This is a genomic window from Marinobacter zhanjiangensis (genome assembly GCF_014651935.1).
In the GTDB taxonomy this organism is placed as follows: Bacteria; Pseudomonadota; Gammaproteobacteria; order Pseudomonadales; family Oleiphilaceae; genus Marinobacter; species Marinobacter zhanjiangensis.
The window spans coordinates 90,143-116,663 of record NZ_BMXV01000004.1 but is presented as its reverse complement, the minus strand read 5'-3'; the positions used below and the strand labels follow the sequence as shown (position 1 = coordinate 116,663).

Genomic DNA, 26,521 nt, shown 5'->3' with positions numbered 1-26,521 from the left:
AAGGATAACCGAAGGCAGCGGACCTGTGCCATCGACCGGAAGTATCCTTTTGCCGGCCGGCTCGTCTACCTCAGCAGACGGATCTTTTATTCCAACTTCCTTTATTTATTTGCCTGGACTAACAACCGCCATGCTGGATCTTTTTACGCAACTGGCCGACTGGCTTGCCTATAACCTGATTGGGCTCAGCCCGGATACCCGACTGGGCACTGCGATCCATTTTTTCATCGAGGACACCACCAAAATCCTGTTTCTGCTGGTGGTGATGATCTACGTGATCGCCCTGGCCCGCGCATCGCTGAACCTGGAGCGAGTGCGAGCCTATATCCAGCAGAAGCATCGCCTGAAAGGCTATTTCTTCGGCTCCGGTTTTGGCGCCATTACTCCATTCTGCTCCTGTTCCAGCATTCCGCTGTTTCTGGGCTTTACCAGCGCCGGCATCCCGCTGGGTATCACCATGGCCTTCCTGTTCACTTCACCAATCATCAACGAGGTAGCGGTGATTATGCTGTGGAGCCTGCTGGGCTGGAAGTTCACCGTGGCCTACATCGTGATTGGCATGGCCGTGGGCATTATTGGCGGCATGATTCTGGATCTGGTCAAGGGTGAGCGCTGGCTGAAGGACTTTGCCGCCAAGGCCTACCAGAAGGCCGCCGTGGAGGCTGACAATCACGAGAACGACATCGAAGTACCGGAGGCGCCGAAGCTGACCATGGCGGAAAGACACCAGTTCGCCAAGGACGAGCTTAAAGAGATCGTCGGCCGCATCTGGAAGTGGGTGTTGATTGGTGTTGGCCTGGGCGCGGCCCTGCACGGCTTTGTACCCGACGGCTGGTTTGCCGAGAATCTGGGCTCCGGCCAGTGGTGGAGTGTACCGGCCGCCGTGTTTGCCGGCCTGCCCCTCTACTCCAACGCCACCGGCGTGATACCGGTGATGGAAAGCCTGATCATGAAAGGCCTGCCGGTGGGCACCACCCTGGCCTTCTGCATGAGCACTGTGGCTGCGAGTTTTCCGGAATTCATCATGCTCAAGCAGGTTATGACATTCCGCCTGCTGGCCATAATCTTCGTCATCCTGCTGGCCAACTTCATGGTGGTCGGCTGGGTGATCAACGCCATCGGTCCCTGGCTGTTTGCCGGGTTCTGATCAAAACTGAAACAATCCGACAGGAGAATGCTATGAAACATTTCGAAGTACTTGGCACCGGCTGCAAGAAATGCGTCAACACCGCCGAGAGTATCGAGCGTGTCGCCCGGGAGTTGGGTCAGTCCGTCGAGGTAGTCAAGGTGACCGAACCGGCGAAAATCATGGAATATCAGGTGATGTCCACCCCGGCTGTGGCCGTGGACGGCAAGGTCGTCCACAGCGGCTCCATACCCGAGCACGACAAGATTGTCAGCTGGCTAGAAGCCTGAGCCTGGCGAATGACCGATAGTGCTGCAGGGGCGGGCCTGATCGTCGCGGGATTCGCTTTTTTTGACATTTAAACCGTGTTGAAGTCCATTAATGCCAACCTTTATTTGCTGAATGGAATTGTTCTCTGGTCTCCCACCGCTTCGCTATAGGGCTTTTCGATATTCAACGAAGTTCCGACATCAATTATGCGCTGCGGTGACGGGTTGCAGCTCGGCGCCGGGACCCGGCTTGAACGGAAAATGTCCCGTAAAGAACGACGACCATCAAAACAGGAGACTGTGGTGGCACTGGAAGTAACGCTTTTTACTGTATTTATCGCTGCGCTGATTACCGCCCTGACCACAGGCCTCGGTGCCTTGCCTCTGGTTTTCAGCAACAAAGTCGGTAAGAAATGGCTCAGCGTCGGCGCTGCCATGGCCGCTGGCCTGATGCTGGCTGCCAGTCATAGCCTTACCAAGGAAGGAATAGCAAAACAGGAGTGGCTCGCTCTTGCCGGCATGGTGACCGGACTGATTCTGGTTTACCTCGCTTACCAATGGATTGAAAAGCAGGGAGCGCCAGATGTCAGTGAACTGAATAATGCCGACGCCAAAAAAGCACTCATGATCGTCGGAGTCATGACAGCCCATTCTTTTGCAGAAGGGATCGGTGTTGGTGTGTCTTATGGCGGCAGTCAGCAGCTTGGCGTATTTATCACCGCTGCAATAGCGGTTCATAATATTCCGGAGGGTCTGGCCATTGCATTGATTCTTGTGCCACGCGGAATGTCGGTCACGAAGGCCGCGGGCTGGAGCATTTTCAGCAGCCTGCCCCAGCCACTCGTGGCCGTACCTGCGTATATGTTTGTGAATACGTTTAAACCGGTTCTGCCCTTTGGACTCGGCCTGGCTGCGGGCGCGATGATCTGGATGGTATTTGCGGAACTTTTGCCCGATGCTAACAAAAAGCTACAGCCCGCGACCGTCGGCGCCATTGTGGTTCTTGCCTTTCTGGGCATGATGGTTTTTCAGGTTTCTATTCAATGACAATTCCTGATCAGCCGCTCATCCCAGTGGCCGGCACGGTTCTTACCGGCAGCATCATCGAAAGCAACGCTGCCATGGCCACCAGCCCGGACGAAATCCACAGACAGGCCTCCAGCCCATACGCCTGATATATCCAGCCGGACAGAATGGTCCCCAGCAGCCGGCCGGCGGCGTTGGACATGTAGTAGAAGCCCACATCCAGCGACACGCCATCCCCCCGGGCATAGCTGACGATAAGGTAGCTGTGCAGGGAGGAGTTGATGGCGAACAGCACACCGAACAGCAGCAGGCCGCCGATCACCACCACCTGCGAGGGCCAGCCTGCCATCAGGCCAACCGCAATCGCCGCCGGCATCAGTGCCAGGGCGGCGGCCCAGAGCACGGCGGGCTGTTTGCCTTCCATGTTGCCGGTGATGCGGGGTGCGATGGTCTGGATGAAGCCGTAGCCAATGATCCAGGTGGCCATGAAACCACCCACTTTCCAGAAGTCCCAGCCGAACACCGTGTGCAGATAGACCGGCAGGGCCACCACAAACCACACGTCGCGGGCACCAAACAGGAACATTCTGGCGGCCGACAGCACGTTGATGGCACGGCTCTTCGACAGGATTTCACTGAACTTCGGCTTGGCCTTGCTCTTGCCCAGTTCCTCTTTGAGCAGGAACAGACTGAGCAGCCAGACCAATCCCAGGGCCACGGCCATGATGATCACGGCACCCGTGAAGCCGGCTGCCATCAGCAATACGCCACCCAGGAAGAAACCGACGCCCTTGAGGGTGTTCTTGGAGCCGGTAAGAATAGCCACCCACTTGTAGAGCTTGCCCTGTTCGGCATCCGGCACCAGCAGCTTGATGCCGCTCTTGGCGGACATCTTGTTGAGATCCTTGGCAATACCGGACAGCGCCTGCGCTGCCATTACCCAGGGCACGATCAGCATGGAGGCGGGCACGGTCAGCATACCCAGGGCCACTATCTGCAGGAACAACCCGATATTCATGGTGCGGTTGAGGCCCATTCGGGCACCCAGGTAGCCGCCCACAAGGTTGGTCACCACTCCGAAGAACTCGTAGAAGATGAACAACAGGGCGATTTCCAGCGGCGAATAGCCAAGCTGGTGGAAGTGGAGCACCACCAGCATCCGCAGGGCCCCATCCGTCAGGGTAAATGCCCAGTAGTTGCCGGTAATGACCAGGTACTGTCGGATGGAGGGCGTCATATCAGGCCGCACCCACCTTGCGGGCCAGTTCCACGGTGCGGTTGGCGTAACCCCACTCGTTGTCGTACCAGGCGTAGATTTTCACCTGGGTGCCATTGACCACGATGGTGGACAGGGCATCAACGATCGACGAGCGCGGGTCCGTCTTGTAGTCGATGGACACCAGCGGGCGCTCTTCATAGCCCATGATGTCTTTCAGTTCACCTTCCGCCGCTTCCTTCAGCATCTGGTTCACCGCCTCACGATCGGTAGCCTGCTCCACCTCGAACACGCAGTCAGTCAGGGAGGCATTGGTCAGCGGCACCCGCACCGCATGGCCATCCAGGCGGCCCTTCAGTTCCGGGAAGATCTCGATAATGGCGGTGGCCGACCCGGTGCTGGTGGGAATCAGCGAACTGCCACAGGCCCGGGCCCGGCGCAGGTCCTTGTGGGGCGCATCGAGGATGGTCTGGGTGTTGGTCAGGCTGTGGATGGTGGTGATGGAGCCGTGCCTGATACCCAGCTTTTCGTGAATCACCTTCACCACCGGCGCCAGGCAGTTGGTGGTGCAGGAGGCGGCCGTCACGATACGGTCGGTGGCAGGATCAAAAATGTCGTCATTGACACCCAGCACGATGTTTTTGGCACCAGCCTCCTTGACCGGTGCTGTGACCACCACCCGCTTCACACCCTGGTCCAGGTAGCCCTGCAGCACGTTCACGGTCTTGTTGACGCCGCTGGCCTCGATCACCAGGTCGCAGCCCGACCAGTCGGTTTCGCCGATGGCCTTGTTGCGGGTCACGGCGATGCGCTGGCCTTCGATGACCATATCGCTGCCGTCGGCCCTGGCCTCGTGGCTCCAGGTGCCGTGCACGCTGTCAAAGTTGAGCAGGTGTGCCAGTGTTTCAGCGTCGCCGCCGGGATCGTTGATGGCAACAAATTCCATGTCCGGCCATTCCCAGGCCGCGCGCAGCGACAGTCGCCCCATGCGACCGAATCCGTTAATACCTACCTTGATCTTGCTCATCGATGACTCCCATGTGAGTTGTCTGGTTACCCCGCCAGGCTGCCCTCAGATTGCACGTAGCACCGGTCGGTCAGTCATGGCGTGCAGCCGCTCCATCTCCCGTTCTACCAGCGACGTGTTACCGTCCGACGTCTCATCCAGCACCTTCGTCAGCCATTGCGGCATATGAGGATTGAGAAAATAGTAGATCCACTGCCCCTGACGTTCCGTCTCAAGAAGACCCGCCTCTTTCAGATTTGCCAGATGCCGGCTGACTTTGGGCTGTGATGAATCTAGCGCGGTGGTCAGTTCATACACACAGAGTTTTCTCTGGTCGCGGACCAACAGCAGAATGGCCAGCCGCAACTCATCGCCAAGGGCGCGGAAAACAGTAACCGGATTGTACCCAATGGCCTTCATGCCCGTTTCTTTCTGATGGACCATCGTGAACAGGCTAATACGGTCCTTCAACTCCTTGAGTGTCAGCGCGAAAGTGGCGTGCCGTCCGGTCGATACCGGATCGGGAAAATCCCAGGCAATCTGTTGGGCGGGTTCACACACAGTGCCGCACTCTCTGGATGCTTTTTCGCACAGGGTAATGACGTAATCCCAGTTTTCGCCCTGAAGATCTGCCAGTTCCTTACTGTGCAACCCATAGACAGCAACGCCTGATTCCTGCAGAACCTGCAGTGCCATGGGGTGTGGCTCGGTCGGTTCGGTACCGGCACTGGCCACTTCAAACTGGTCCCCTGCCATGTCTTTCAGCAAAGCCTCCGCCATCAGGGACCGGGCGCTGTTGGCAGTGCAGACAAACAATACGCGACGCTTCATATCCGATTCTCCATATATATTATTTTATGGATATCTGTAATTCCGGATACTAGATCGGTATGATGATGAAGTAAAGTCTGCGGGGATTAAAAATATCCTCTCAACCGAGCCAGATCCGCTGCATCCTTTCGGCAGGTTATTCGTCTACCTGGCAGCTATGCTTTGCGACTCAATCCAGATCCATACATTCCACGAGGTGACAGAAAGCGCGCCATGAGTGATCCAGAGCTTCCCAATATTGACCGGGCGCTGTTCAACGCTCCCACGGCCGATAACGTATTTGCCGTCAACACGTCCACTCATCGGCCCAGAATCCTGCTCCTCTATGGCTCCCTGCGGGAGCGATCCTTCAGCCGCCTGGTGGTGGAGGAAGCCGCCCGCCTGCTTGAGGGCATGGGCGCCGAGCCGCGTATCTTTAACCCGAAGGGACTTCCTCTCGCCGATGCCGAGGAGGATTCCCATCCCAGGGTTCAGGAACTGAGGAAACTCGCGGAATGGTCCGAAGGCATGGTGTGGTGCTCCCCCGAACGCCACGGCGCCATGACCGGCATCATGAAAACCCAGATCGACTGGATACCCCTGTCCATCGGCGGTATGCGCCCGACCCAGGGCAAGACCCTGGCGGTGATGCAGGTGTGTGGTGGCTCGCAATCGTTCAACGCGGTGAACCAGCTGCGGGTGCTGGGCCGCTGGATGCGGATGGTGACCATCCCCAACCAGTCGTCAGTGCCCAAGGCGTTTACGGAATTCGATGACAACGACCGCATGCTGCCGTCGCCCTATTACAACCGCATCGTGGACGTAATGGAGGAACTGGTGAAGTTCACCCTGCTGACACGGGACCGCAGCGACTATCTGACGGACCGCTATTCCGAGCGGGTGGAAAGCGCGAAGGAAGTTTCGAAACGTGTCAATCAACGATCCATGTGAGAGGTAAGTGATGAGCAGCAAGACAGAAGTCACGACAGCCGAAGAACCCAGTGGCGGCATGGATCTTTTCGGCAAATACCTGTCGGTCTGGGTGGCCCTGGCTATCATCGCCGGTGTTGCCCTGGGACAGCTGGCGCCCGTGGTGCCGGAAACACTGTCCCGTTTCGAATACGCCCAGGTGTCGATCCCCATCGCCATTCTGATCTGGGCCATGATCTTCCCGATGATGGCGCAGATTGATTTCACCGCCATCGTGGACGTGAGAAAAGAGCCGAAAGGCCTGGCCATCACCACCACCGTGAACTGGCTGATCAAGCCCTTCACCATGTTCGCCATCGCCTGGTTCTTCCTGATGGTGGTGTTCGAGCCGCTGATTGCACCGCAGCTGGCCAGCGAATACCTGGCCGGCGCCATACTGCTGGGCGCCGCTCCCTGCACCGCCATGGTGTTTGTCTGGAGCTACCTGACCAAAGGCGATGCAGCCTACACCCTGGTGCAGGTATCCCTGAACGACATCATCATGCTGTTCGCCTTCGCCCCCATCGTGGTATTTCTGCTGGGCATTTCCGACATTCAGGTGCCCTGGAACACTGTGTTCCTGTCCGTGGTGCTGTATATCGTCATTCCGCTGGTCGCAGGCTACCTGACCCGCCGCACCCTGATCGCCCGCCGCGGCCAGCAGTGGTTCGATGACGTGTTCATGAAACGCCTGGGCCCGGTGCCGCCAGCAGCACTGATTGTCACCCTCGTACTGCTGTTCGCCTTTCAGGGTGAAGTCATTCTGGAAAACCCGCTCCATATTGCCCTGATAGCGATACCCCTGATCGTGCAGACATTTCTGATGTTCTTTCTGGCTTACGGATGGGCCAGATTATGGAAGGTGCGCCATTGCATCGCCGCCCCCGGCGCGATGATTGGTGCCAGTAATTTCTTCGAGCTGGCGGTTGCGGCGGCCATCGCCATTTTCGGCCTGCAATCCGGCGCCGCTCTGGCGGCAGTGGTTGGCGTGCTGGTGGAAGTGCCCGTGATGCTGATGCTGGTGCGCATTGCCAACAAGACCCGGGATCATTTCCCGGCCTGAATTGATCCGCCTCAATAAAAGTCGAAAACGACCCCGGGGCCGCTGGCGTATATTGAGACCCCCTCCTAGATTTGTACAGGGATCGTACACAAAATTCGGGGCCGTGGATCGTTGTAGCATGACCCCGAAAAAACAAAAAAGGGGAGAGTGCAATGAAACTTTCAAGGAGGCGGTTCCTCGCCTTTACCGGCACAACAGCGGCAGGCTCCGCTGCCTTTGCCGGCGGCCTGATCCTCAACCCGGCCCATGCCGCCGAAGGCAGCACACAGCCCGGCAAGGTCAACCTCGATTATCCGCAAACCACCATCACCAGGGCGGGCGACCTGAAGGTCGGCCAGCCGGTTTCCTTCACCTACCCGGATACCTCTTCGCCCTGCACGCTGGTTAAAACCGGCGAGAAAACCCCCGGTGGCGTCGGCCCGGATGGCGATATTGTGGCTTACAGCGTCCTGTGTACGCATATGGGCTGCCCGGTCAACTATTCCACCGAGGAGCGCACCTTCAAGTGCCCCTGCCATTTCAGCGTTTTCGATGCCGAACTCAATGGCCAGATGGTGTCCGGCCAGGCCACCGAAAACCTGCCCCGGATTCTGCTGAACTACAAGGATTCGGATGATGCCATCGAGGCGGTTGGCGTGGAAGGTCTGATCTATGGCCGCCAGGCCAATATATTGCCGAGCTAAGGGGAATGCGTCATGTATGAACACAAGAAAGACCGGATTGCATTGCCACCGGCCAACGCCCGGAAAACCCAGACCTGTTGCCATTTCTGCATTGTCGGCTGTGGTTACCACGTCTATAAGTGGCCCGCTGACCAGGAAGGAGGGCTGGCCCCCGACCAGAATGCCCTGGGCCTGGACTTCCGCCAGCAGCTGCCGGCTCTCAGCGTCACAATGACCCAGGCCATGACCAATGTTATCCAGGACGATGATGGAAGCTATAAACGGATCATGATCGTGCCGGACAACGACTGCAAAGTGAACAGTGGCCTGTCGTCCACCCGGGGTGGTCAGATGGCGTCGATCATGTACTCACCGCAAACGCCAGTGGGCAGTCAGCGACTGAAATACCCCCGGGTCTTTGCCGGCGACGAATGGCGGGATACCAGCTGGGATCAGGCCATGGCCCTGTATACCCACCTCACCAAGCTCATTCTGGACGACGACGGCCCTGACCAGTTGATGTTCAACCTGTTCGACCATGGCGGTGCCGGGGGAGGCTTCGAGAATACCTGGGGCACCGGCAAGCTGATTTTCACCGGCCTCGGTACCAAGATGGTGCGGATTCATAACCGCCCAGCCTACAATTCGGAGTGTCACGCCACCCGGGACATGGGGATCGGCGAGCTGAACAACAGCTATGAAGACGCCCAGATGGCGGACTGCATATTCTCCGTCGGTGCCAACGCCTACGAGACCCAGACCAACTACTTCCTCAACCACTGGTTACCCGGTCTCCAGGGCCAGTCAACCGACAGGAAGCATGAAGTCTACGAAGACGGCGAAACCGTTCAGCAGACGAAGATCATTCTGGTGGATCCTCGCCGGACGCTTACCGTTGCCCTGCTGGAACAGGCCATCGGCAAAGACCGACTATTGCACCTGGATATTGAGCCGGGTACGGACACTGCCCTGTTCAATGGCCTGCTGACCTACGTGGTCGATCAGGGCTGGCAGGACAGCGAGTTTATCGAGGCAAGCACTACAGGCTTCGAGGATACGGTAAAAGCCAACCGCCTGAGCCTCGATGAAACCAGTCGGATTACCGGCATCAGCAAGGACAAGATCATCAAGGCCGCGGAATGGGCCTACAAGCCCAAAGCTTCCGGCCACCTGCCCCGTACCATGCATGGCTACGAAAAGGGCATCATCTGGGGCAACGATAACTATCGCATCCAGTCGGCGCTGGTGGACCTGGTGCTGGCCACCCATAACGTGGGCCGCCGGGGCGCGGGTGTCGTACGGATGGGCGGCCACCAGGAAGGCTATTGTCGCCCGCCCTACCCGGGTGGCCGTCCGGCTCCGTACGTGGACCAGGAAATCATTCAGGGCAACGGGCAAATGCTCACAGCCTGGGCCTGTAATGCCTTCCAGACCACCCTGAACGCCGAGCAGTATCGTAACGAAGTGCTGCGCCGCAGCGACATAGTGAAACAGGCCCTGCGCAAGGTACGCGGGGCCACTCCGGAGGAAATGGCGAAGGTAATCCACAAGGCAGTCAAGGAAGATGGCGGCCTGTTCGTGACCGTGATCAACCTGTACCCCACCAAATTTGCCGAGGCCGCCCACCTGGTGCTGCCAGCTGCACACACCGGCGAAATGAACCTGACATCCATGAACGGCGAGCGGCGCTTACGCCTGTCCGAGAAGTTCATGGACCCTCCCGGCACCGCAAAGCCGGACTGCCTGATTGCCGCCGACATGGCCAACGCCCTGCGCAAGCTCTATGAAGCCGAAGGCAATGCAGAAATGGCCAAACGTTTCGAGGGCTTTGACTGGCAAACCGAAGAGGACGCATACAACGACGGCTTCCGTCGTGCTGGCCAGCCCGGTGCACCAGTCATCCACAGCCAGGGCGGTTCCACCGGCCATCTGGCTACCTATGAACGGCTACGCGCTGCCGGTAACAATGGCGTGCAACTGCCGATCAAGGAATACAAGGATGGCCAGTTGATCGGAACAGAAATGCTCTATACCGACGGCAACTTCGATACCGACGACGGCAAGGCCCACTTCCAGGGCGCACCATGGAATGGCATGCCGGATGTCGTGGAAGAGCAGCGCAAGAAGTACCGCTTCTGGATCAACAACGGCCGGACGAATCAGATCTGGCAAACCGCTTACCACGACCAGTATGTGGAATTCCGCCGTGGTCGTTATCCGATGGCCCCGCTGGAAATCAATCCGGAAGATGCCAGGGATCTTGGCATCGAGTCGGGTGACATTCTGGAACTGTTTAACGACTATGGCGCCACAACGGCCATGGCGTACCTGGAGCCTGACATCAAACAGGGCCACGTATTCATGGAGGCGATGTATTTCAACTCGGTGATGGGTGACCTGGTAACGCCCTGGACGGACCGGAATATCATCCCCTACTACAAGGGAACCTGGGCCGATATCCGCCGTGTCGGCCGGATTGACGATTTCGCAGACAAGGTAAGCTTCAAGCGCCGGCGATACGTTTGACTGACAGGGGCAGGCCGGCCCGGCCTGCCCCTGTCAGTGCTGCCGGCTTTCTTTCCAGCCAGCGCGGCAACGCCCGCTGTTGGCGATGCATCAAGAGCCCACCGTGCTAGAATAGCCACTCAGTAACCAACCCCCAATCATCATGTCCGGAATTACAGTTAGCCTCCCTTCAAAAGCCCTGGTTGTCGAAGGCGGTGCCATGCGTGGCATTTTTGCTGCTGGCGTACTCGACGCCTTTCTTGAGCACCACTATCAGCCATTTCATCGTGCCTACGGTGTTTCTGCCGGCGCTACCAATCTGATCGGCTATTTGTCCGGGGATCACGGTCGAAACAGGCAAATCATCACCGGGCATGCCTGCCAACGGGATTTCATTGACTGGAAGCGGTTTGCAAAGGGTGGGCACCTGTGTGACGTGCACTGGCTATGGCACCAGTCTTTTGCCGACGTGCCCCTGAACCTCGACAACTATCTGGCGGGAAAGACCGAACTGTGGGTAACAACAACCTCAGCCATGACAGGGCAGGCCCGCTATTTCCGGATTGATGACCTTAACCTGCACGACGTGTTTACCGCCTCCTGCTCGCTGCCCGTCGCTTATCGTGGTTATCCGGAGGTCGATGGAGAGCCCATGACCGATGGAGGCATGGCCGACCCCATTCCTGTGATCAAAGCCTATGAGGACGGCGCCCGGGATATCACGGTGGTGCTGTCTCGCCCCCGCGGTTACCGGAAAAAGCCGCCAAGGTTCGCCTTTGTGCCGAAACACCTGTTCCGGGCCTATCCGGGGCTGGCGGAAGCCTCGCTCACACGAGCAGAACACTACAACTCAGCGCTTTCGTTTATTGAAAACCCGCCGCCGGACTGCACTGTCCATGTGATCGCGCCGCCCGGGGATTTCGCGGTTGGCCGACTGACACGGGACCCGGCACGGCTGGACCTGGGGTACCAGGCTGGGCACCGCGCCGGCCTGATCTATCTGGATGATCTCTCCCCGCTGTAAACTGGTGAGTTTTGTTGCCAGGATCGAAAAAGAGCCGATCAGAAGGATATGTAGTTCGTCATTGACCACTCTCAAGCTGCCACCATGACCGTGGTTGATGAGCCCTGCGGAGGCGGCAAACGCAGCCGCCGATTGCACGGCGCAATCGGCGGGGAACGACCGTTTCGGTCGCCGGTTAACGAAGTATAACCAAAGGTTTTTTAGCAGTTTCCAGCATTTTTGTCGTGGTACTACCCACCAGGAACCGGCGGATGCGGGAATGGCCATAGGCGCCCATGATCAGCACATCAATGTCGTGCTCCTCCTGATAGGCATGCAGGGTCTGCTCCACATCGCCCTGACGGATCGCCAGATGCACCTCCATACCCTGAGCAGTCAGCGCCCTTTCGGCCTTGCTGAGTTGCGCCTGGCGTTCCTCGTTGTCCGAGCCGATCATTACCAGGTGCACGGGCATGCCCTTGAAGACCGGCGTACCGGCCAGTAGCTCGATACTGCGGAAGGCTGTCGGGCTGCCATCGAAAGCCAGCATGGCGCTGCGGGGTTCGCTGAACGCATCCGGCACCAGGAAAACCGGGCGATGAACACTGCGAATCACGGTTTCCAGCTGGCTGCCAACATGCCCGCCAGCTGCCGAGCTGCTCTCACCGTGAAGCCCCAGAACGAACAACCGGGACTCGGGTTCGAGCTCCACCAATGAGTTGGCCAGCTCATCGTGGCGCTGGCGCTTGCTGGGGTTTTCAACTCCGGCCGCCAGCACACGCTTTTCGGCTTCATCCAGCAACAGGTGTCCATGCTTGAGGGCCAGCTTGCTACGCTCTTCATCCAGCTGAACCAGTTCCTCCTGCAGGTGCTCGCGGCTGCCCAGGCCGATATTGCCACTCATATCGGTCTTGACGGGGTATTTTTCTTCATCCAGCACATGCAGCAACATCAGGGGATCCCCCATACGGCGGCTCGCCCACGCGGAGTAATCACACACCGACAGGGCCGCCCCGGAGCCGTCGATGCAGGCTACTACATTGAGAGGCTTCCGGGCCCCGGACTCAGGATTATTGACTGTCATCGTTTCAACTCCGTTAGTGGGCCATCAGACGTTCTACGGCATCCGGTTTATCGTGGACACCGAACCGGTCCACAATGGTAGCGCTGGCTTCATTCAGCCCGATGACTTCCACATCGGCACCTTCCCGGCGGAACTTGACCACGGCCTTGTCCAGCGCGGCAACCGCGGTGATGTCCCAGAAGTGGGCACGACTCAGGTCGATGACCACATTATCAACGGCTTCCTTGAAGTCGAAGGACTCGATGAACTTCTCGGAGGAACTGAAGAACACCTGCCCCACCACGTTGTACCGGCGGGTATCCGTCTCATCATCGTAATCGGATGTGATCACCATGTAGTGACCCACCTTGTTGGCAAAGAACAGCGCGGCCAGCAGTACACCGGCCAGCACACCAAAGGCCAGGTTGTGGGTAGCTACCACCACGATCACCGTCACCACCATCACAATATTGGTCGACAGCGGGTGATCCTTGAGGTTCTTGATGGAACCCCAGCTGAAGGTACCGATGGACACCATGATCATTACCGCCACCAGGGCCGCCATGGGAATCTGCACCAGCCACTTGTCCAGCACCAGCACCATCAGCAGCAGGAACACACCCGAAGCCAGGGTGGACAGCCGCGTACGACCGCCGGACTTGATGTTGATAATGGACTGACCAATCATCGCGCAGCCGGCCATGCCACCCAGCAGGCCGGAACCGATATTGGCGACACCCTGGCCCTTGCATTCCCGGTTACGGTCACTCGTTGTATCGGTAAGGTCGTCAACGATGGTCGCAGTCATCATGGATTCCAGCAGACCCACGACGGTCAGGCCAACGGCATAGGGCAGGATGATCATCAGGGTTTCCAGGTTCAACGGTACGTCCGGCCACAGGAAGATGGGCAGGGTGTCCGGCAACTGTCCCATATCACCCACGGTGCGGATGTCTATGCCATACACCATGGCCACACCGGTCAGTACCACAATGCAGATCAGCGGTGACGGCAGGATACGACCGATCACCGGAATCAGCGGGAACAGATAGATAATGCCCAGGCCGGCGGCGGTCATGGCGTAGACATGCCAGGTCACGTTGGTCAGCTCCGGCAGCTGAGCCATGAAAATAAGGATGGCCAGGGCGTTTACGAAACCTGTCACCACCGAGCGGGACACAAACCGCATCAGCGCGCCCAGCTTCAGGTAGCCGGCAACAACCTGCAGCAAACCGGTCAGCAGGGTCGCGGCCAGCAGGTATTCCAGGCCGTGCTCCTTCACCAGGGTGACCATCAGCAGGGCCATGGCGCCTGTGGCGGCGGAAATCATACCTGGGCGCCCGCCCACAAAGGCAATCACCACGGAAATACAGAAAGAGGCGTAAAGGCCCACTTTCGGGTCCACCCCCGCGATAATGGAAAAGGCGATGGCTTCGGGAATCAGCGCCAGGGCCACCACAATGCCGGCGAGCAGATCGCCCCGTACGTTGGAAAACCAGTTTGCTCGTATACGATTTATCATGCTCTGCACATCCGGTCGATAAAGGTTAAAAAGATGGGACGCAGGCGCCCTGCCCGCATCTATTATTCTTGTTGGATCGTTACAGGGCGTGAAGGACGGGCATCAGCCCGACATTACTCGGTACCAGGGCTTTGAAAAGGGGTAGCACTATCGGGCCGCAGAACAGTCACGGCGCATCAAATAGCGGTCTGAACCTTGCTCAGCTGGTAAACGAGGAGGGAAAACTTGAACGCTATGGCGGAAGGATCGTCACTGTTTGGTTTCAGTATCGTTGATGAAAGTCAGGGGTTGCTCAAAACTGGGCGCGTATTTTACCAGAGTCGGGCCCTGAAAGTAAGGGATGCCTTCGCTGGCTTTGCCGCCGGCCACGTCCTCAGCCTGTTTGTCGGCGGGCCACTGGTGGACCGGATCGGCGCCCGTCGATCATTAAGCTATGGACTGATTCCCATCTTCTGCGGCATGCTGGTACTCAGCCTGCTGGGCGCCCTGCTGGCAGAGGTCGCGGCACCCACGGACACCGAGGCCGGGCGCTATTCCTGACGGGAGAACGACATGAAGCAACAAGAGCTGGACCGGTTCCGGAAGCTATTGGAAGACCTCCGCGAGGACCTTTTGTCCACCAGCGCGGTTCGCGATGAAACCAGCAGCACCGTCCATCTTGACCAGCAAAGCGTTGGCCGTCTCTCCCGGATGGACGCACTGCAAAGTCAGGCCCTGGCAAAAGCCGGCAAGGAACGGGCTAATCGTAAGCTATTGATGATCGAAGCGGCTCTGAAACGTATTGACCAGGACGAGTTCGGCGAGTGCATGGAGTGCGGCGAACCCATCAATCCGAAACGCCTGGAAATCGATCCCACCACACTGCATTGCATTCACTGCGCTCAATAGCACATATACCAGCCCGATCCAGCCCTTGACCTGGTGCCTGCGGCGTCCCTGATCTTTACTGCAAACCTGTAAGCAGCATCTATACTTGAATTGACTGACATCAATGGAGAGACGAACAGGACTGCACCCCGTCAATCCATGGTCCAGACTTATGTTGAGGAACACCAGGGTGGTTACTACCGCTTGATGAACAAGGAGGGATGCTGACCGTGAACTACCTGCCCACTGCTATTCTTTTTTTGACCACGCTCACGCTACCGGGGTGGCTGCAGGCTGCCACCGAAGGGGATGCGTCTCGGGGGGCCGAAGCGGCCGCTGTCTGTGCCAGCTGCCACCAGGCAGATGGTTCCGGCAAGCACAATGAACAGGGCGAATCCTGGCCGCAGTTGGCGGGGCTCGATGCCGACTACATCGCCAAACAGTTGCGGGACTACAAGTCCGGGCAACGGCAAAACGCCACCATGAAGCCTTTTGCCAACATGCTCTCGGAGCAGCAGGTTGCCGACGTCGCGCAGTATTACAGCGAAATGGCCCCTCATCCCGGACAGGGTGGAGACAGTGCCAGCGAGGAGGTGCTTCAGCGGGGCCGGATCCTGGCCCAGCGAGGTGACTGGTCCGAGTATATCGTGTCGTGCAAGAGCTGCCATGGTCCGGACAACCAGGGGGCCGGCTCAGTGTTTCCGGGCATTGCCGGCCAGCATGCCGGTTATATCGAATCGCAACTGAAGGCCTGGCAGGCCGGTGACCGGACGAACGACCCTCAGGATCTCATGGGGACCATCGCAAGGCGCCTGAGCGATGACGATATCCGGGCTGTCGCTGCCTGGCTCGCAACCCAACCCCCGCAGGCCAATTGAGGGAGATACAGTCATGAAATCGACGCTTACATGCGCCATGCTGGCCGGCTCTGTTTTATTCACCGCGCTGGTCTCGGCTAATGAAAACACGGACGATTACATCAATACCCTGACCGAGTTGGGCTTTCCGGCACCGAAAGACAATCAGCTGGTGCACATCCCGCCCACCCTGCAAGATCTTGAGCAGTCAGACGTGCACCCCGAACTCAAGCGGGTGATCAGGCGCGGTTACGACCTTTTCACCGATACCCAACAGCTGAGGGGCGAGAATGTCTTCAACAACATGAACTGCTCCAGCTGCCACCTCGGCGACGGCCGTATGCCATTCAGCGCACCGGTCTGGCCCGCGGCGGTCACCCTGCCTGGCTATCGTGGCAAGAACGACCACGTTAACAACCTGGAGGAGCGCATTGCCGGTTGCTTTACCTACTCCATGAACGGCAAGCCGCCCGAGTATGGCAGCGACGACATGCTGGCCCTGGCCGCCTATCACCAGTGGCTGGCCCGGGGCGTGCCCATGTACCCGGAAAAACCCATCTACGGGCGTGGTTTCCCGGCACCGGAGCGGCCGGAGGAGTTGAGCTACGAGCGTGGCGAGCAGCTCTACCAGGAGCAATGCGCGGTATGCCACGGCGACAATGGTGGAGGCCTGCAAGTGGGAGAGAAAACGGTCTTCCCGGCGCCCTGGGGTGACGACTCGAACAACTGGGGGGCGGGCCTGGTGCGGCTCTTTACCGCAGCGGGGTTCATAAAGAACAACATGCCCCTCGGCCAGCCTTTGTCACTGAGCGACCAGGAGGCCTGGGACGTCGCCTACTTCATCAGCAGTCAGGAGCGACCCCAGGATCCGCGCTATACCGGTGATGTGGCAGAGACCCTGGAAAAGTACGGACCCACCTTCCACAAGCACTCCCTCTACGGCCAGAAGCGGGACTCCGATGGCAAGGTACTGGGTGATCACTCGAACACAGGCGACAAGGATTTCCTGAAACCGGATACGGTCTGGCCGAGAACCTTCGAATAACAGTAGCCGGAGCTGGCTGGCCCCGCGCCCTGATGCCTTAACAGGCCTCCAGCCGCGCGTAGGCCAGCACCAGCCATTTGGCGCCGTCGTCAAAGTTAACCTGCACCCGGGTGTGGTGGCCACTACCCTCGCTATTCAGCACGATGCCTTCACCGAACTTGGGGTGGCGCACCCGCTGCCCCAGGCTGAAGCCGGCCTGCTCCATGGGGGTGGAATCGAACAGGCTTTCATTGGGCCGGGACACCATGGCTGGCCGGGTGACCGTATTACGCAGGCGCACCTCCTGCAGGCAGTCCGCCGGAATTTCACGCACGAAGCGGGACAGGGCGTGAAACTTCTCCTGGCCGTACAAACGCCGTGATTCGGCATAGGTGAGAATCAGCCGCTTCATGGCGCGAGTGATGCCCACATACGCCAGCCGCCGCTCCTCTTCCATACGCCCGGGTTCCTCCAGGGACATGCTGTGGGGGAACAGGCCTTCCTCCACACCAGCAAGAAAGACCAGCGGGAACTCCAGACCCTTGGCCGAGTGCAGGGTCATCAGCTGGACACTGTCCTCGTGGGAATCCGCCTGGGCCTCGCCGGCGTCCAGGGCTGCCTGGGCAATGAACTCCGACAGGGCGTCCTCGCCGTCTTCCACCTCGAAATCCGACAGCGCATTGACCAGTTCCTCCAGGTTTTCCACCCGGGCCTGGCCCTTCTCGCCCTTCTCGTTGGCGTGGTAGTCCTTGAGGCCACTGAGCTCCAGGGTTTCCTTCATCAGACCCTGCAGGCTGGACTGATCCATCTTGTCCGTCAGGGTCTGGATAATGTCGATAAACTTCTGCAGGCCGGTACGTGCCTTCCCTTTCACGGCACCGGCATCCAGCATCCGCTCCGACGCTTCCCACAGGGAAATGCCCTGCTCCGTGGCGTAGGCCCGCAGGTCAGCAAGGCTCTTGGCGCCAATGCCCCGGGTGGGCACGTTCACCACCCGCTCGAAGGCGGCATCATCACGGCGGTAGTGCGCCAGTCGCAGGTAAGCGATGGCGTTACGGATTTCCTGGCGATCGTAGAACCGCAGACCGCCATAGACCCGATAGGGAATGCCCTGGCGCATCAGGGATTCCTCCAGCACCCGGGACTGGGCGTTGGAGCGGTAGAGGATGGCGGCCTCGCTGCGCAGGTTGCCCTCATCCACCCAGGCACTGATGGTATCGGCAATGTAGTTGGCCTCTTCCATCTCGTTGAAGGCGGCATACAGGCTGATGGGCTCGCCGTCGGGGCCGTCGGTCCACAGTTCCTTGCCCAGGCGCCCCTGGTTGTTGGCGATCACGGCGTTGGCGGCCTTGAGGATCAGCTGGGTCGAGCGGTAATTCTGCTCCAGCCGCACCAGGCGGGCATTGGGAAAATCCCGCTGGTACTGCTGGATGTTCTCGATCTTGGCGCCCCGCCAGCCATAGATGGACTGGTCGTCGTCCCCCACCACGGTGATCGGCACCCGGTTGCTGGCCAGGATCTGCAGCCAGGCGTACTGGATGGTGTTGGTGTCCTGGAACTCGTCCACCAGGATGTGCTGGAACCGGCGCTGGTAATGGGCCAGCAGTTCCGGCCGGTGCAGCCATAGCTCATGGGAGCGCAGCAGCAGTTCGCCGAAATCCACCAGGCCGCCCTGGTTGCAGAGTTGTTCGTACTGACGGTAGACCTGCAGCATGGTGCTGGTGAAGTGGTCGCCGGGGTTTTCCTGGATATGGCCGGCCCGCAGGCCTTCGTCCTTGTGACTGTTGATAAACCACTGGGCCTGACGCGGCGGCCAGCGCCCTTCGTCAATCTGCAACTCCCGCATCACCCGCTTGACCATGCGCAGCTGGTCGTCACTGTCCAGCACCTGGAAGTTCTCCGGCAGGCCGGCATCCTGGTAATGGGCCCGCAACAGGCGGTGGGCAATGCCATGAAAGGTGCCGAACCACATGCCCCGGGTGGGGATGTTCATCATCTGTTCGATGCGGAAGCGCATCTCCTTCGCCGCCTTGTTGGTGAAGGTGACGGCGAGGATGCCGGTAGGCGGCACCTGGTCCACCTGCATCAGCCAGGCCATGCGGTGCACCAGCACCCGGGTCTTGCCACTGCCGGCACCGGCGAGTACCAGCAGGTGGTCATTCTGGGCGGTGACCGCTTCGCGCTGGGCGTCGTTCAGGGGGTCGATGATGGGGGAGACATCCATGGGATTCTGCTGTCGCTGCCTGTTTGAAATTGAGGCACGAGTATATCATCGGTGGATGGGGGATTGGTGAGAGGGAGAACTTCAGCGTCGGAGTTTGACCGCCCTCCCCCTCACCCCAACCCCTCTCCCCTCAAGGGAGAGGGGCTAGACATCCCAAAGCCTGCGTCATTCATCCCCTCTCCCTTGAGGGGAGAGGGCCAGGGTGAGGGTGAAGAAGGCGCGACCGGAGTCAGATCAGAACGCCCGCGGCACCGACTGCGGCTCGACAAACTCGAACAGCCCTTCGATACCACCCTCACGGCCGATGCCGGAGGCTTTCATGCCGCCGAAGGGCGCTTCCGGGGCGGGGCCGGTGCCGGTGTTCCAGCCTACGTGGCCGAAGCGGAGGCCGCCGGCGACGCGCTGGGCGCATTCCTCGTCGGCAGTGAATACGTAGGAGGCCAGGCCGAACTCGGTGTCGTTGCCCATTTCGATGGCCTCTTCCTCACTGCTGAAGGACACCATGGGTACCAGCGGGCCGAAGGTTTCCTCGCGGAAGCAGGCCATGTCGCGCTTGACGCCGGAGACAACCGTCGGCGGGAAGAACAGCTTGTCTGTCGGCAGGTCGTCCGGTTTGGTGCCGGCCACCAGGGTGGCGCCTTTTTTGAGGGCATCTTCCAGGTGATCTTTCACCTTGTTGAAGCCGGCCTTGTTGATCAGCGGGCCGATGTCCACGTCGCCGTTGATGCCGTCGCCCACGGTCATCTTGTTGACCCGGTCCGCCAGTTTCTGGGCGAAGGTGTCCATGACTTTCTCGTGGACGAAGATGCGGTTGGCGCAGACACAGGTCTGGCCGCCGCCGCGGAATTTGTTGCCAATGAGGTTATCCGCTGCCTTGTCCAGGTCGGCGTCGTCAAAGATGATATAGGGCGCATTGCCACCCAGCTCCAGGGCCAGCTTCTTGACCTGCTCGGCGGTGTCGACGATGAGCTTGCGGCCCACTTCGGTGGAGCCGGTGAAGCTGAGCATGGGTACGTCGGGGTTCTCGCACAGCTCCTTGCCGATCACGCTGGCCTTGCCCATCACCAGGTTGATCATGCCCTCGGGCAGGTCAACATTCTCGTCGATGATGGTAAACATGGCGATCATGGTTAGCGGGGTTTCGCTGGCGGGCTTGATCACCGAAGGGCAGCCGGCGGCCATGGCCGCGGAGAGTTTCTTTGCGATCATGCCAATGGGGAAGTTCCACGGGGTGATCAGGCCGACCACGCCCACCGGACGATAGTGAATGGTCCAGGTACAGTCCCGGGGTTTTTCTTCCAGGGTATGGGAATTCAGGTTACCAATCGTCTTCGAGAAGTAGTCAAAGAAGCCGGCGGCGTAGTCCACTTCGCCCTGGGCTTCATTCAGCGGCTTGCCATGTTCCAGGCACAGGATACGGCCGATTTCCTCGCGGTTGTCCTTGAGGGCATCACGGATGCCTTCCAGCCACTGACGGCGGGTTTCGATGGCGTAAGGCTCGGTGAGCTTCAGTGCCGACTTGCCCGCCTCGATGGCGGCCTTCACGTCTTCTGCTGGCATCGAGGGCACACTGGTGAGCACTTCCCCCGTGGCCGGGTTGTATACATCAAAGGTATTGTCGCCAGTGGCTTTCCACTGACCGCCAATATAGCCTTTCAGGTTTTTCAGCAGGGGTGACTCGATCATGGTGACTCCTCTTGTATCAAAGACAGTTTGAGAGACCGTTGTTATTGCTTGTTTGAAGCTGTCAGGGGTGTTGACGAAAACCCTCTGGAGTGAGACTACTAGCACCATATTGGCTGCCTTTGTGACGTCTGTAAAGGCAACGGGCAGCGCCACGACAACCATCTATACTGGTCGGACATGACGACTCACCAGGAGACCGGAACATGAAAGCGTATTTTCACCCGTCACAGGACCTGCACGCTCCCAAGACATACTTTACCAAGGGCCAGATGCGTCAGCCCCAGGAGGTGGCCGACCGCACCGGACAGATGCTGGAGGGCCTGAAGGAACTGGGTGTGGAAGTACTTCAGCCCGCCGATCAGGGTGCCGGCCCGATCTCGGATATCCACGACCTGGGCTACCTGCGCTTTCTGGAGTCCGCCCACCAGCGCTGGATCGAGCAGGACGACTGGGGCGAAGAGGTAATCTCCAACATCTTCGTACGCTCCCCCAATCACCTGCAGGGCATTCTCGCCGAGGCCGCCCGCTACCAGGCCGACGGCAGCTCGCCTATTGGCCCCAAAACCTGGGAGGCGGCCTACTGGTCCGCCCAGTCCACCCTCGGCGCGGCTGACGCCATCAAGGCCGGTGACCGGGTGTCCTATGCCGTCTGCCGCCCGCCCGGGCACCATGCCCGCCGCGATGCTGCCGGCGGCTTCTGTTACCTGAACAATGCCGCCATTGCCGCCCAGTACCTGCAGGACCGCTTTGCCCGGGTGGCCATCCTGGATACCGACATGCACCACGGCCAGGGCATCCAGGAAATCTTCTATGACCGCAGCGACATGCTGTACGTGTCCATTCACGGTGACCCCACCAACTTCTACCCGGTGGTGACCGGTTTCGAGAACGAGCGTGGTGAGGGTGACGGTGAGGGTTACAACATCAACTACCCCATGCCCCACGGCTCCAGCGAAGAGTACTTTTTCGAGACTCTGGACAAGGCCCTGCGGGACCTCAAACTGTACGATCCGGACGTACTGGTGCTGTGCCTGGGCTTCGACATCTACAAGAACGACCCGCAGGCCAAGGTGTCGGTCACCTCGGAAGGCTTCGCGCGGCTGGGCAAGCATCTCAGCCAGCTGCACCTGCCCACCCTGGTGGTACAGGAAGGCGGCTACGATCTGGAATCCCTGAGCGAGAACGTGCAGCAGTTCTTCCGGGGTATAGGCAGCGTCTAGCGGGTCAGCCAGTAGTAGGCCCGGCCAATGTGTTCGTATACCAGGCGGGTGCTGTGCATCAGGTAGTAAGTGCGGGGGAGCAGGTTCAGCCCCCCGCCCTCACCGGAGTGGGCAAACCCCATGGGCGCCGGAATCACCTCAATCCCCATTCTTTCAAATTCGGGGATTGCCCGGGTCAGGTGTGCTGCATGGGTCACCAGCAGGATGGTGTCCCGGTCGCCGGCCTTCAGGATGCGGGCGCTGAATTCGGCGTTCTCGCGGGTGTCCCGACTTTCATGCTCCAACCATCGGGCCTGGATGTTGAACGCTTCATCCAGCATGCGGGCCATAAGCTGGGCTTCCGATTCCGCATCCTCCATGCCATTGCGTCCCCCTGTCAGCAGTAACGGCAGACCGGTACGGCGATGCCAGCGAGCCGCCTCCGCCAGCCTGGCCAGGGGCGCTTCTGCCACGGTGTCCTGGCCACGCCAGTGCGGGGCATCGGTTTCCCGACCACCACCGAGTACCACGATCGCGTCTGCCCGGGAGGCCTCCTCCACCGTGGGCACCGGATGATCTTCCAGGCCAATGCTCAGTACCGACAGCGCCGGCGGGATCGACAGAAGGTACAACGTGATCGCGCCCAACGCGATCAGCCACCAGCCGATACGGGGTAACCGGCGGATCAGCAGCAGCCCTGCGGTTACCAACAGGATATTGGCGAAGGGGGGCAACACCGCGAATTTGAGAAATGTGAGCATCGAATGCGTCCTTTCAGGCCCTGGCTGACGGGCCGGGCAGGCCCCTGGCGGGTAGACAGGGCGGCCATTTTAACGACATATGACGGGAGAACACCAACTGACACATCAGTAACGGCGCCTTAGCCTGGCGTATACACCTTGATATTCTCATGCCCCTCGGCCTTCAGGTGGCCCGCGTGCATGCGGCTCATGGTGCCCTTGTCGCAGTAGAGCAGATACTGGCGATGGCGATCCAGGCTTTCCACCTGCTGATTGAGCTCGTAGAAAGGTATGTTGATCACCTCATTGTTGGTGAGCGTCAGGGGCGAGCGCTGTTCCTCATCGGGATGGCGCACGTCGATGATTACATCGTCCACCGCCGGGGTGCTGACCAGCTCCACCTCTTCCGGGGTGATCTCCGCCGTCATCAGCCGTGATACCGGCGTCTCGGTGCGACTATCCACCGCCGCCTGCAGCACGGCCGGGTCCAGCTGCGCCTCATCCTCTTCGACCCGGTGAAGCCTGGCGCGGGTGGCGGGTTTCTGGGAGATCACGCCGCAGTATTCCGGCATGTTGCGGGCATAGGATTCGGTATCGATATCACGGGCGATGCGGATGATCTGCTGCTTGTCCATGGCAATCAGCGGCCGGAGCACGATCATCTCGCTGGCCCGGTCCACCACGTTGAGATTGGTCAGGGTCTGGCTGGACACCTGGGCAACAGCATCTCCCATGACCAGCCCCTCGACTCTCAGCTCCTCGGCAACCCGGTCTGCCGCCAACAGCATCTGGCGTTTGAGCACCACCCCCCAGTGGCGGTGATTCACCGAGCGCATGATCTCGGCCACCACGCCCTCAAAGGGTACGGATACGAACTTCACCGAGTGGGAAGAGCCATACCGGTGCCACAAATGGCTGACTACCTGTTTCACCCCCACCTCGTGGGCATCTCCCCCCAGGTTGAAGAACAGGAAATGGCTGCGCAGGCCCCGGCGCATCATCAGGTAAGCGGCCACCGAGGAGTCATAACCACCCGAGATCAGGGTCATCACCGTTTCCACGCTGCCCATTGGGTATCCGCCCATGCCCTGATGCTTACGATGGGAAATGTGGAACCGGTCCTCGTTGACATCGATACGCACCTCGACGTCCGGATCCTTGAGCCTGACGCCGGCGGCTTCCGAGTTTGCCAGCAGGGCACTACCAACATGGCGTTCCAGATCACTGGAGGTAAAATCATGCTGCCCGGCCCGTTTACCACGGACCGCAAACGTCTGGCCCGCCAGGCGCTGGCCATAGGCGGCGACAGCTTTCTCGGCCACGTCATCCAGGCTGACCAGTGGGTAGACTGAAATCTCCTGGATGGTGGAAATTCCCGGAATCCGGCTCAGCTCATCCAGTACCGGGCTCAGCAGGCCCCGGTTATCCGGCAGGTCCACGTCGATGCGGTCCCAGCAACCTTCCACCCGGATATCGGCATCCAGCCGGACCAGAAGCTTGCGGATATTCTTGCGGAGCTGGCGCATCTGTTGACGACGGACGGGCTTACTCTTGATGGCCACTTCGGCGGCCGGACGGATCAATAACTTCATTGGGAACGGATCGACTATTAATGGACTGGCGTAAAGCGCATAAAGATCTTAGTCTACCCGGTTCCCGTAGTGCCTCAAAATCCGGCCTTGTCGACCCGGGCACAACGACCGATCTGGAGCCAAGGAATACATGCAGAAACAACCAACGGTAAACGCCCTGATCTCCCCGGAGGGCAGCCTTGAAATTCTTTCCAATCACGAAGTCAACCGCCTCAAGGACCGCAGTGAGGGCGGTCTCTACCAGTTGTTCCGCCAGTGTGCCCTGGCCGTGCTGAACACGGGCGCGGAAACCGACGACACCAATGACCTGATGGAAGCCTATGCGGACTTCGACATCCGGCTGGTCCCCCAACCCCGGGGCCTCAAGCTGGAGGTGGTGAATGCGCCGGCCAGCGCCTTTGTGGACGGCGAGATGCTCCGCGCCATTCGCGAGCACCTGTTTGCGGTACTGCGGGATATTGTCTACTCCAGCACCATTTCCAACTCCGTACCCGGATTCAGTCGGGACAAGCCGGAAGACCTCACCAACCTGATCTTCCATGTGCTGCGCAACGCCCGTGCCCTGCAGGCCGGCCGCCAGCCGGATCTGGTGGTGTGCTGGGGAGGCCATTCCATCAGCCGTGAGGAATATTCCTACAGCAAGGAAGTGGGCCACCAGCTGGGCCTTCGAGGTATGAGCATCTGCACAGGTTGCGGCCCGGGCGCCATGAAAGGCCCGATGAAAGGCGCCACCATTGGCCATGCCAAGCAGCGCGTGAAAAATGGCCGCTATATCGGCATCACCGAGCCAGGCATTATCGGCGCCGAAGCCCCCAACCCGATCGTCAATGAACTGGTCATCCTGCCGGACATCGAGAAACGACTGGAAGCCTTTGTGCGCACGGGGCACGGCATTATCGTGTTCCCCGGAGGCGTGGGCACGGCGGAGGAAATCCTCTACCTGCTGGGCCTGTTGCTGCACCCGGACAACGCTGACATCCCGTTCCCGGTGGTCTTCACCGGCCGGCAGGAAAACGCAGAATACTTCGAGATGATCGACCGATTCATCCGCAACGCCCTGGGCGACAAGGCAGCGGAGAAATACGAGATCATCATTGACGACCCGGCCAGGGTCGCGCAAACCATGAAGAAAGGGATTGCCGAGGTGGAGACCTTCCGGCGAGCCATGCAGGACGCCTACCACTTCAACTGGATGCTGAAGATTGACCCGGTGTTCCAGCTGCCCTTTGAGCCTACCCACGAGAGCATGCGTGCGCTGGAGCTGCACAGGCACCAGCCGGTACATATGGTGGCCGCCAACCTGCGCAAGGCCTTCAGCGGCATTGTGGCAGGTAACGTCAAGCAGGAGGGTATCAAACAGGTGGAGGCCAGGGGGCCGTTCGAGATTGCCGGCGACCCAGTACTGCTGGATCCGCTGGAGGATATGCTGGCCGCATTCGTGGCCCAGAACCGGATGAAGCTGCCTGGTGACTCTGCCTACATTCCCAGTTACCGGATTGTCAGCAGGGCGACCGAGACCCAATAAAAAAAACCGGCCACACGAGCACCGTGTGGCCGGTTTTTCTTTTTACCTCAGCAGACGGTTATTTGCCGCCATCTGCCGGCAGACTGGCATAGTAGGCCGCCAGGTTGGCAATATCCTCATCGCTGAGGCCGGCTGCCTGACCCTGCATGACAGGCGCCTGACCACCACTGCGCTGCTTGTTCTTGTACGCCTTCAACGAAGAGACAAGATAGGCTTCGTTCTGGCCTGCCAGATTGGGGTAACCCGGAATCTGGGCAATACCATTCTGGCCATGACAGGCCGCGCAAACCCCTGCCTTTTTCTTGCCCGCCTCCACATCACCAGCGGCAGTCGCCATGCCGGATGCGGCCATACCGGTCATCAATACACCTGCAAAGATCAGTTTTCCAAAGCTCATAGGTCTCTCCCGTGATTTTCTTTATTTATAACACAATGCGTGAGAACGGTGCTTGAGACAAATCAAGAGCGATTTTCGACCTCCGCCTTACGACTTTGGTCCCCATCACTGCTTTTCCTTGGCTTGCCCCATATCTGGTACATTGACACCCGTACTGTAGGGCCTGGATG

General features: G+C 59.4%; 24 protein-coding genes. 14 read left to right on the top strand and 10 right to left on the bottom strand.

Annotation, left to right across the window (positions count from 1 at the left end; all coding sequences use genetic code 11):
- Positions 1-130: 130 nt before the first annotated feature.
- From IE079_RS09585 to IE079_RS09575, 3 genes are all read left to right on the top strand, one after another.
- On the top strand, positions 131-1,147 hold the full coding sequence (locus IE079_RS09585; RefSeq protein ID WP_189575809.1) for a permease: 1,017 nt from the start codon (positions 131-133) through the stop codon (positions 1,145-1,147).
- Positions 1,148-1,179: 32 nt separating this feature from the next.
- Entirely contained in the window at positions 1,180-1,416 is a 237-nt protein-coding gene (locus tag IE079_RS09580) for a thioredoxin family protein (protein WP_189575807.1), read from the top strand.
- 282 nt (positions 1,417-1,698) lie between these two features.
- Complete coding sequence (locus tag IE079_RS09575; protein ID WP_227712428.1) at positions 1,699-2,442, top strand: ZIP family metal transporter; 744 nt, start codon at positions 1,699-1,701, stop codon at positions 2,440-2,442.
- 10 nt (positions 2,443-2,452) lie between these two features.
- On the opposite strand, the gene arsJ is transcribed toward IE079_RS09575, so the two are convergent.
- From arsJ to IE079_RS09560, 3 genes are read right to left on the bottom strand one after another with little or no spacing between them, the layout of a single operon-like run.
- Positions 2,453-3,658, bottom strand: coding sequence for an organoarsenical effux MFS transporter ArsJ (gene arsJ, locus IE079_RS09570; RefSeq protein ID WP_189575805.1), 1,206 nt, complete (start codon positions 3,656-3,658; stop codon positions 2,453-2,455).
- Between the two features lies 1 nt (position 3,659).
- Positions 3,660-4,664: an ArsJ-associated glyceraldehyde-3-phosphate dehydrogenase gene (locus IE079_RS09565; protein WP_189575803.1), complete on the bottom strand. Its 1,005-nt coding sequence runs from the start codon at positions 4,662-4,664 to the stop codon at positions 3,660-3,662.
- 45 nt (positions 4,665-4,709) lie between these two features.
- Positions 4,710-5,474, bottom strand: coding sequence for a metalloregulator ArsR/SmtB family transcription factor (locus IE079_RS09560; protein ID WP_189575801.1), 765 nt, complete (start codon positions 5,472-5,474; stop codon positions 4,710-4,712).
- A 213-nt stretch (positions 5,475-5,687) separates the two neighbouring features.
- Between IE079_RS09560 and arsH the strand changes: the two genes are divergently transcribed.
- The 5 genes from arsH to IE079_RS09535 all read left to right on the top strand — a co-directional run bounded on the left by arsH (position 5,688) and on the right by IE079_RS09535 (position 11,676).
- Positions 5,688-6,404, top strand: a complete 717-nt coding sequence (arsH, locus tag IE079_RS09555; protein WP_189575799.1) for an arsenical resistance protein ArsH — start codon at positions 5,688-5,690, stop codon at positions 6,402-6,404.
- A gap of 10 nt (positions 6,405-6,414) precedes the next feature.
- Positions 6,415-7,485: an ACR3 family arsenite efflux transporter gene (arsB, locus tag IE079_RS09550; RefSeq protein WP_189575797.1), complete on the top strand. Its 1,071-nt coding sequence runs from the start codon at positions 6,415-6,417 to the stop codon at positions 7,483-7,485.
- Positions 7,486-7,637: 152 nt separating this feature from the next.
- The gene (locus tag IE079_RS09545) at positions 7,638-8,168 is read left to right on the top strand and encodes an arsenate reductase (azurin) small subunit (protein WP_189575794.1); all 531 of its coding nucleotides are present in this window, start codon (positions 7,638-7,640) and stop codon (positions 8,166-8,168) included.
- 12 nt (positions 8,169-8,180) lie between these two features.
- Complete coding sequence (locus IE079_RS09540; RefSeq protein ID WP_189575792.1) at positions 8,181-10,673, top strand: arsenate reductase (azurin) large subunit; 2,493 nt, start codon at positions 8,181-8,183, stop codon at positions 10,671-10,673.
- Positions 10,674-10,815: 142 nt separating this feature from the next.
- Positions 10,816-11,676, top strand: coding sequence for a patatin-like phospholipase family protein (locus IE079_RS09535; RefSeq protein WP_189575790.1), 861 nt, complete (start codon positions 10,816-10,818; stop codon positions 11,674-11,676).
- 175 nt (positions 11,677-11,851) lie between these two features.
- Here the strand turns inward: IE079_RS09535 and IE079_RS09530 are convergent, their stop codons facing one another.
- Together IE079_RS09530 and IE079_RS09525 are read right to left on the bottom strand one after the other, a co-directional pair.
- Entirely contained in the window at positions 11,852-12,739 is an 888-nt protein-coding gene (locus IE079_RS09530) for a universal stress protein (protein WP_189575788.1), read from the bottom strand.
- Between the two features lie 13 nt (positions 12,740-12,752).
- Complete coding sequence (locus tag IE079_RS09525) at positions 12,753-14,240, bottom strand: SulP family inorganic anion transporter (protein ID WP_189575787.1); 1,488 nt, start codon at positions 14,238-14,240, stop codon at positions 12,753-12,755.
- Positions 14,241-14,465: 225 nt separating this feature from the next.
- Between IE079_RS09525 and IE079_RS09520 the strand changes: the two genes are divergently transcribed.
- The 4 genes from IE079_RS09520 (at position 14,466) to IE079_RS09505 (ending at position 17,009) form a co-directional block, all read left to right on the top strand.
- Positions 14,466-14,780 carry a hypothetical protein gene (locus tag IE079_RS09520; protein ID WP_189575785.1) on the top strand — a complete coding sequence of 105 codons (315 nt, stop codon included), beginning with the start codon at positions 14,466-14,468 and terminating at the stop codon, positions 14,778-14,780.
- 12 nt (positions 14,781-14,792) lie between these two features.
- A complete protein-coding gene (locus tag IE079_RS09515) occupies positions 14,793-15,128 on the top strand; it encodes a TraR/DksA family transcriptional regulator (RefSeq protein ID WP_189575782.1) in 336 nt (111 codons plus the stop codon).
- 209 nt (positions 15,129-15,337) lie between these two features.
- Entirely contained in the window at positions 15,338-15,985 is a 648-nt protein-coding gene (locus IE079_RS09510) for a c-type cytochrome (protein WP_227712427.1), read from the top strand.
- 13 nt (positions 15,986-15,998) lie between these two features.
- Positions 15,999-17,009, top strand: coding sequence for a c-type cytochrome (locus IE079_RS09505; RefSeq protein WP_227712426.1), 1,011 nt, complete (start codon positions 15,999-16,001; stop codon positions 17,007-17,009).
- 37 nt (positions 17,010-17,046) lie between these two features.
- On the opposite strand, the gene uvrD is transcribed toward IE079_RS09505, so the two are convergent.
- Entirely contained in the window at positions 17,047-19,212 is a 2,166-nt protein-coding gene (gene uvrD / locus IE079_RS09500) for a DNA helicase II (protein WP_189575778.1), read from the bottom strand.
- A gap of 234 nt (positions 19,213-19,446) precedes the next feature.
- Positions 19,447-20,898 carry an NAD-dependent succinate-semialdehyde dehydrogenase gene (locus tag IE079_RS09495; protein ID WP_189575776.1) on the bottom strand — a complete coding sequence of 484 codons (1,452 nt, stop codon included), beginning with the start codon at positions 20,896-20,898 and terminating at the stop codon, positions 19,447-19,449.
- A 203-nt stretch (positions 20,899-21,101) separates the two neighbouring features.
- Here IE079_RS09495 and IE079_RS09490 point away from each other — a divergent pair, with 203 nt between their 5' ends.
- The gene (locus tag IE079_RS09490; protein ID WP_189575774.1) at positions 21,102-22,118 is read left to right on the top strand and encodes a histone deacetylase family protein; all 1,017 of its coding nucleotides are present in this window, start codon (positions 21,102-21,104) and stop codon (positions 22,116-22,118) included.
- Here the strand turns inward: IE079_RS09490 and IE079_RS09485 are convergent.
- Positions 22,115-22,858, bottom strand: a complete 744-nt coding sequence (locus tag IE079_RS09485; protein ID WP_189575772.1) for a YdcF family protein — start codon at positions 22,856-22,858, stop codon at positions 22,115-22,117. The two genes, IE079_RS09490 and IE079_RS09485, sit on opposite strands and share 4 nt — an antisense overlap.
- Positions 22,859-22,977: 119 nt before the next feature.
- Positions 22,978-24,429, bottom strand: coding sequence for a tRNA uracil 4-sulfurtransferase ThiI (gene thiI, locus IE079_RS09480; RefSeq protein ID WP_189575770.1), 1,452 nt, complete (start codon positions 24,427-24,429; stop codon positions 22,978-22,980).
- 130 nt (positions 24,430-24,559) lie between these two features.
- On the opposite strand from thiI, the gene ppnN reads away from it, so the two are divergent.
- Positions 24,560-25,954: a nucleotide 5'-monophosphate nucleosidase PpnN gene (gene ppnN, locus IE079_RS09475; RefSeq protein WP_189575768.1), complete on the top strand. Its 1,395-nt coding sequence runs from the start codon at positions 24,560-24,562 to the stop codon at positions 25,952-25,954.
- A 58-nt stretch (positions 25,955-26,012) separates the two neighbouring features.
- Here ppnN and IE079_RS09470 read toward each other — a convergent pair whose 3' ends face one another.
- Positions 26,013-26,315 (bottom strand): c-type cytochrome, encoded by a 303-nt coding sequence (locus IE079_RS09470; RefSeq protein WP_189576339.1) that lies wholly within the window; start codon positions 26,313-26,315, stop codon positions 26,013-26,015.
- Positions 26,316-26,521 lie beyond the last annotated feature (206 nt).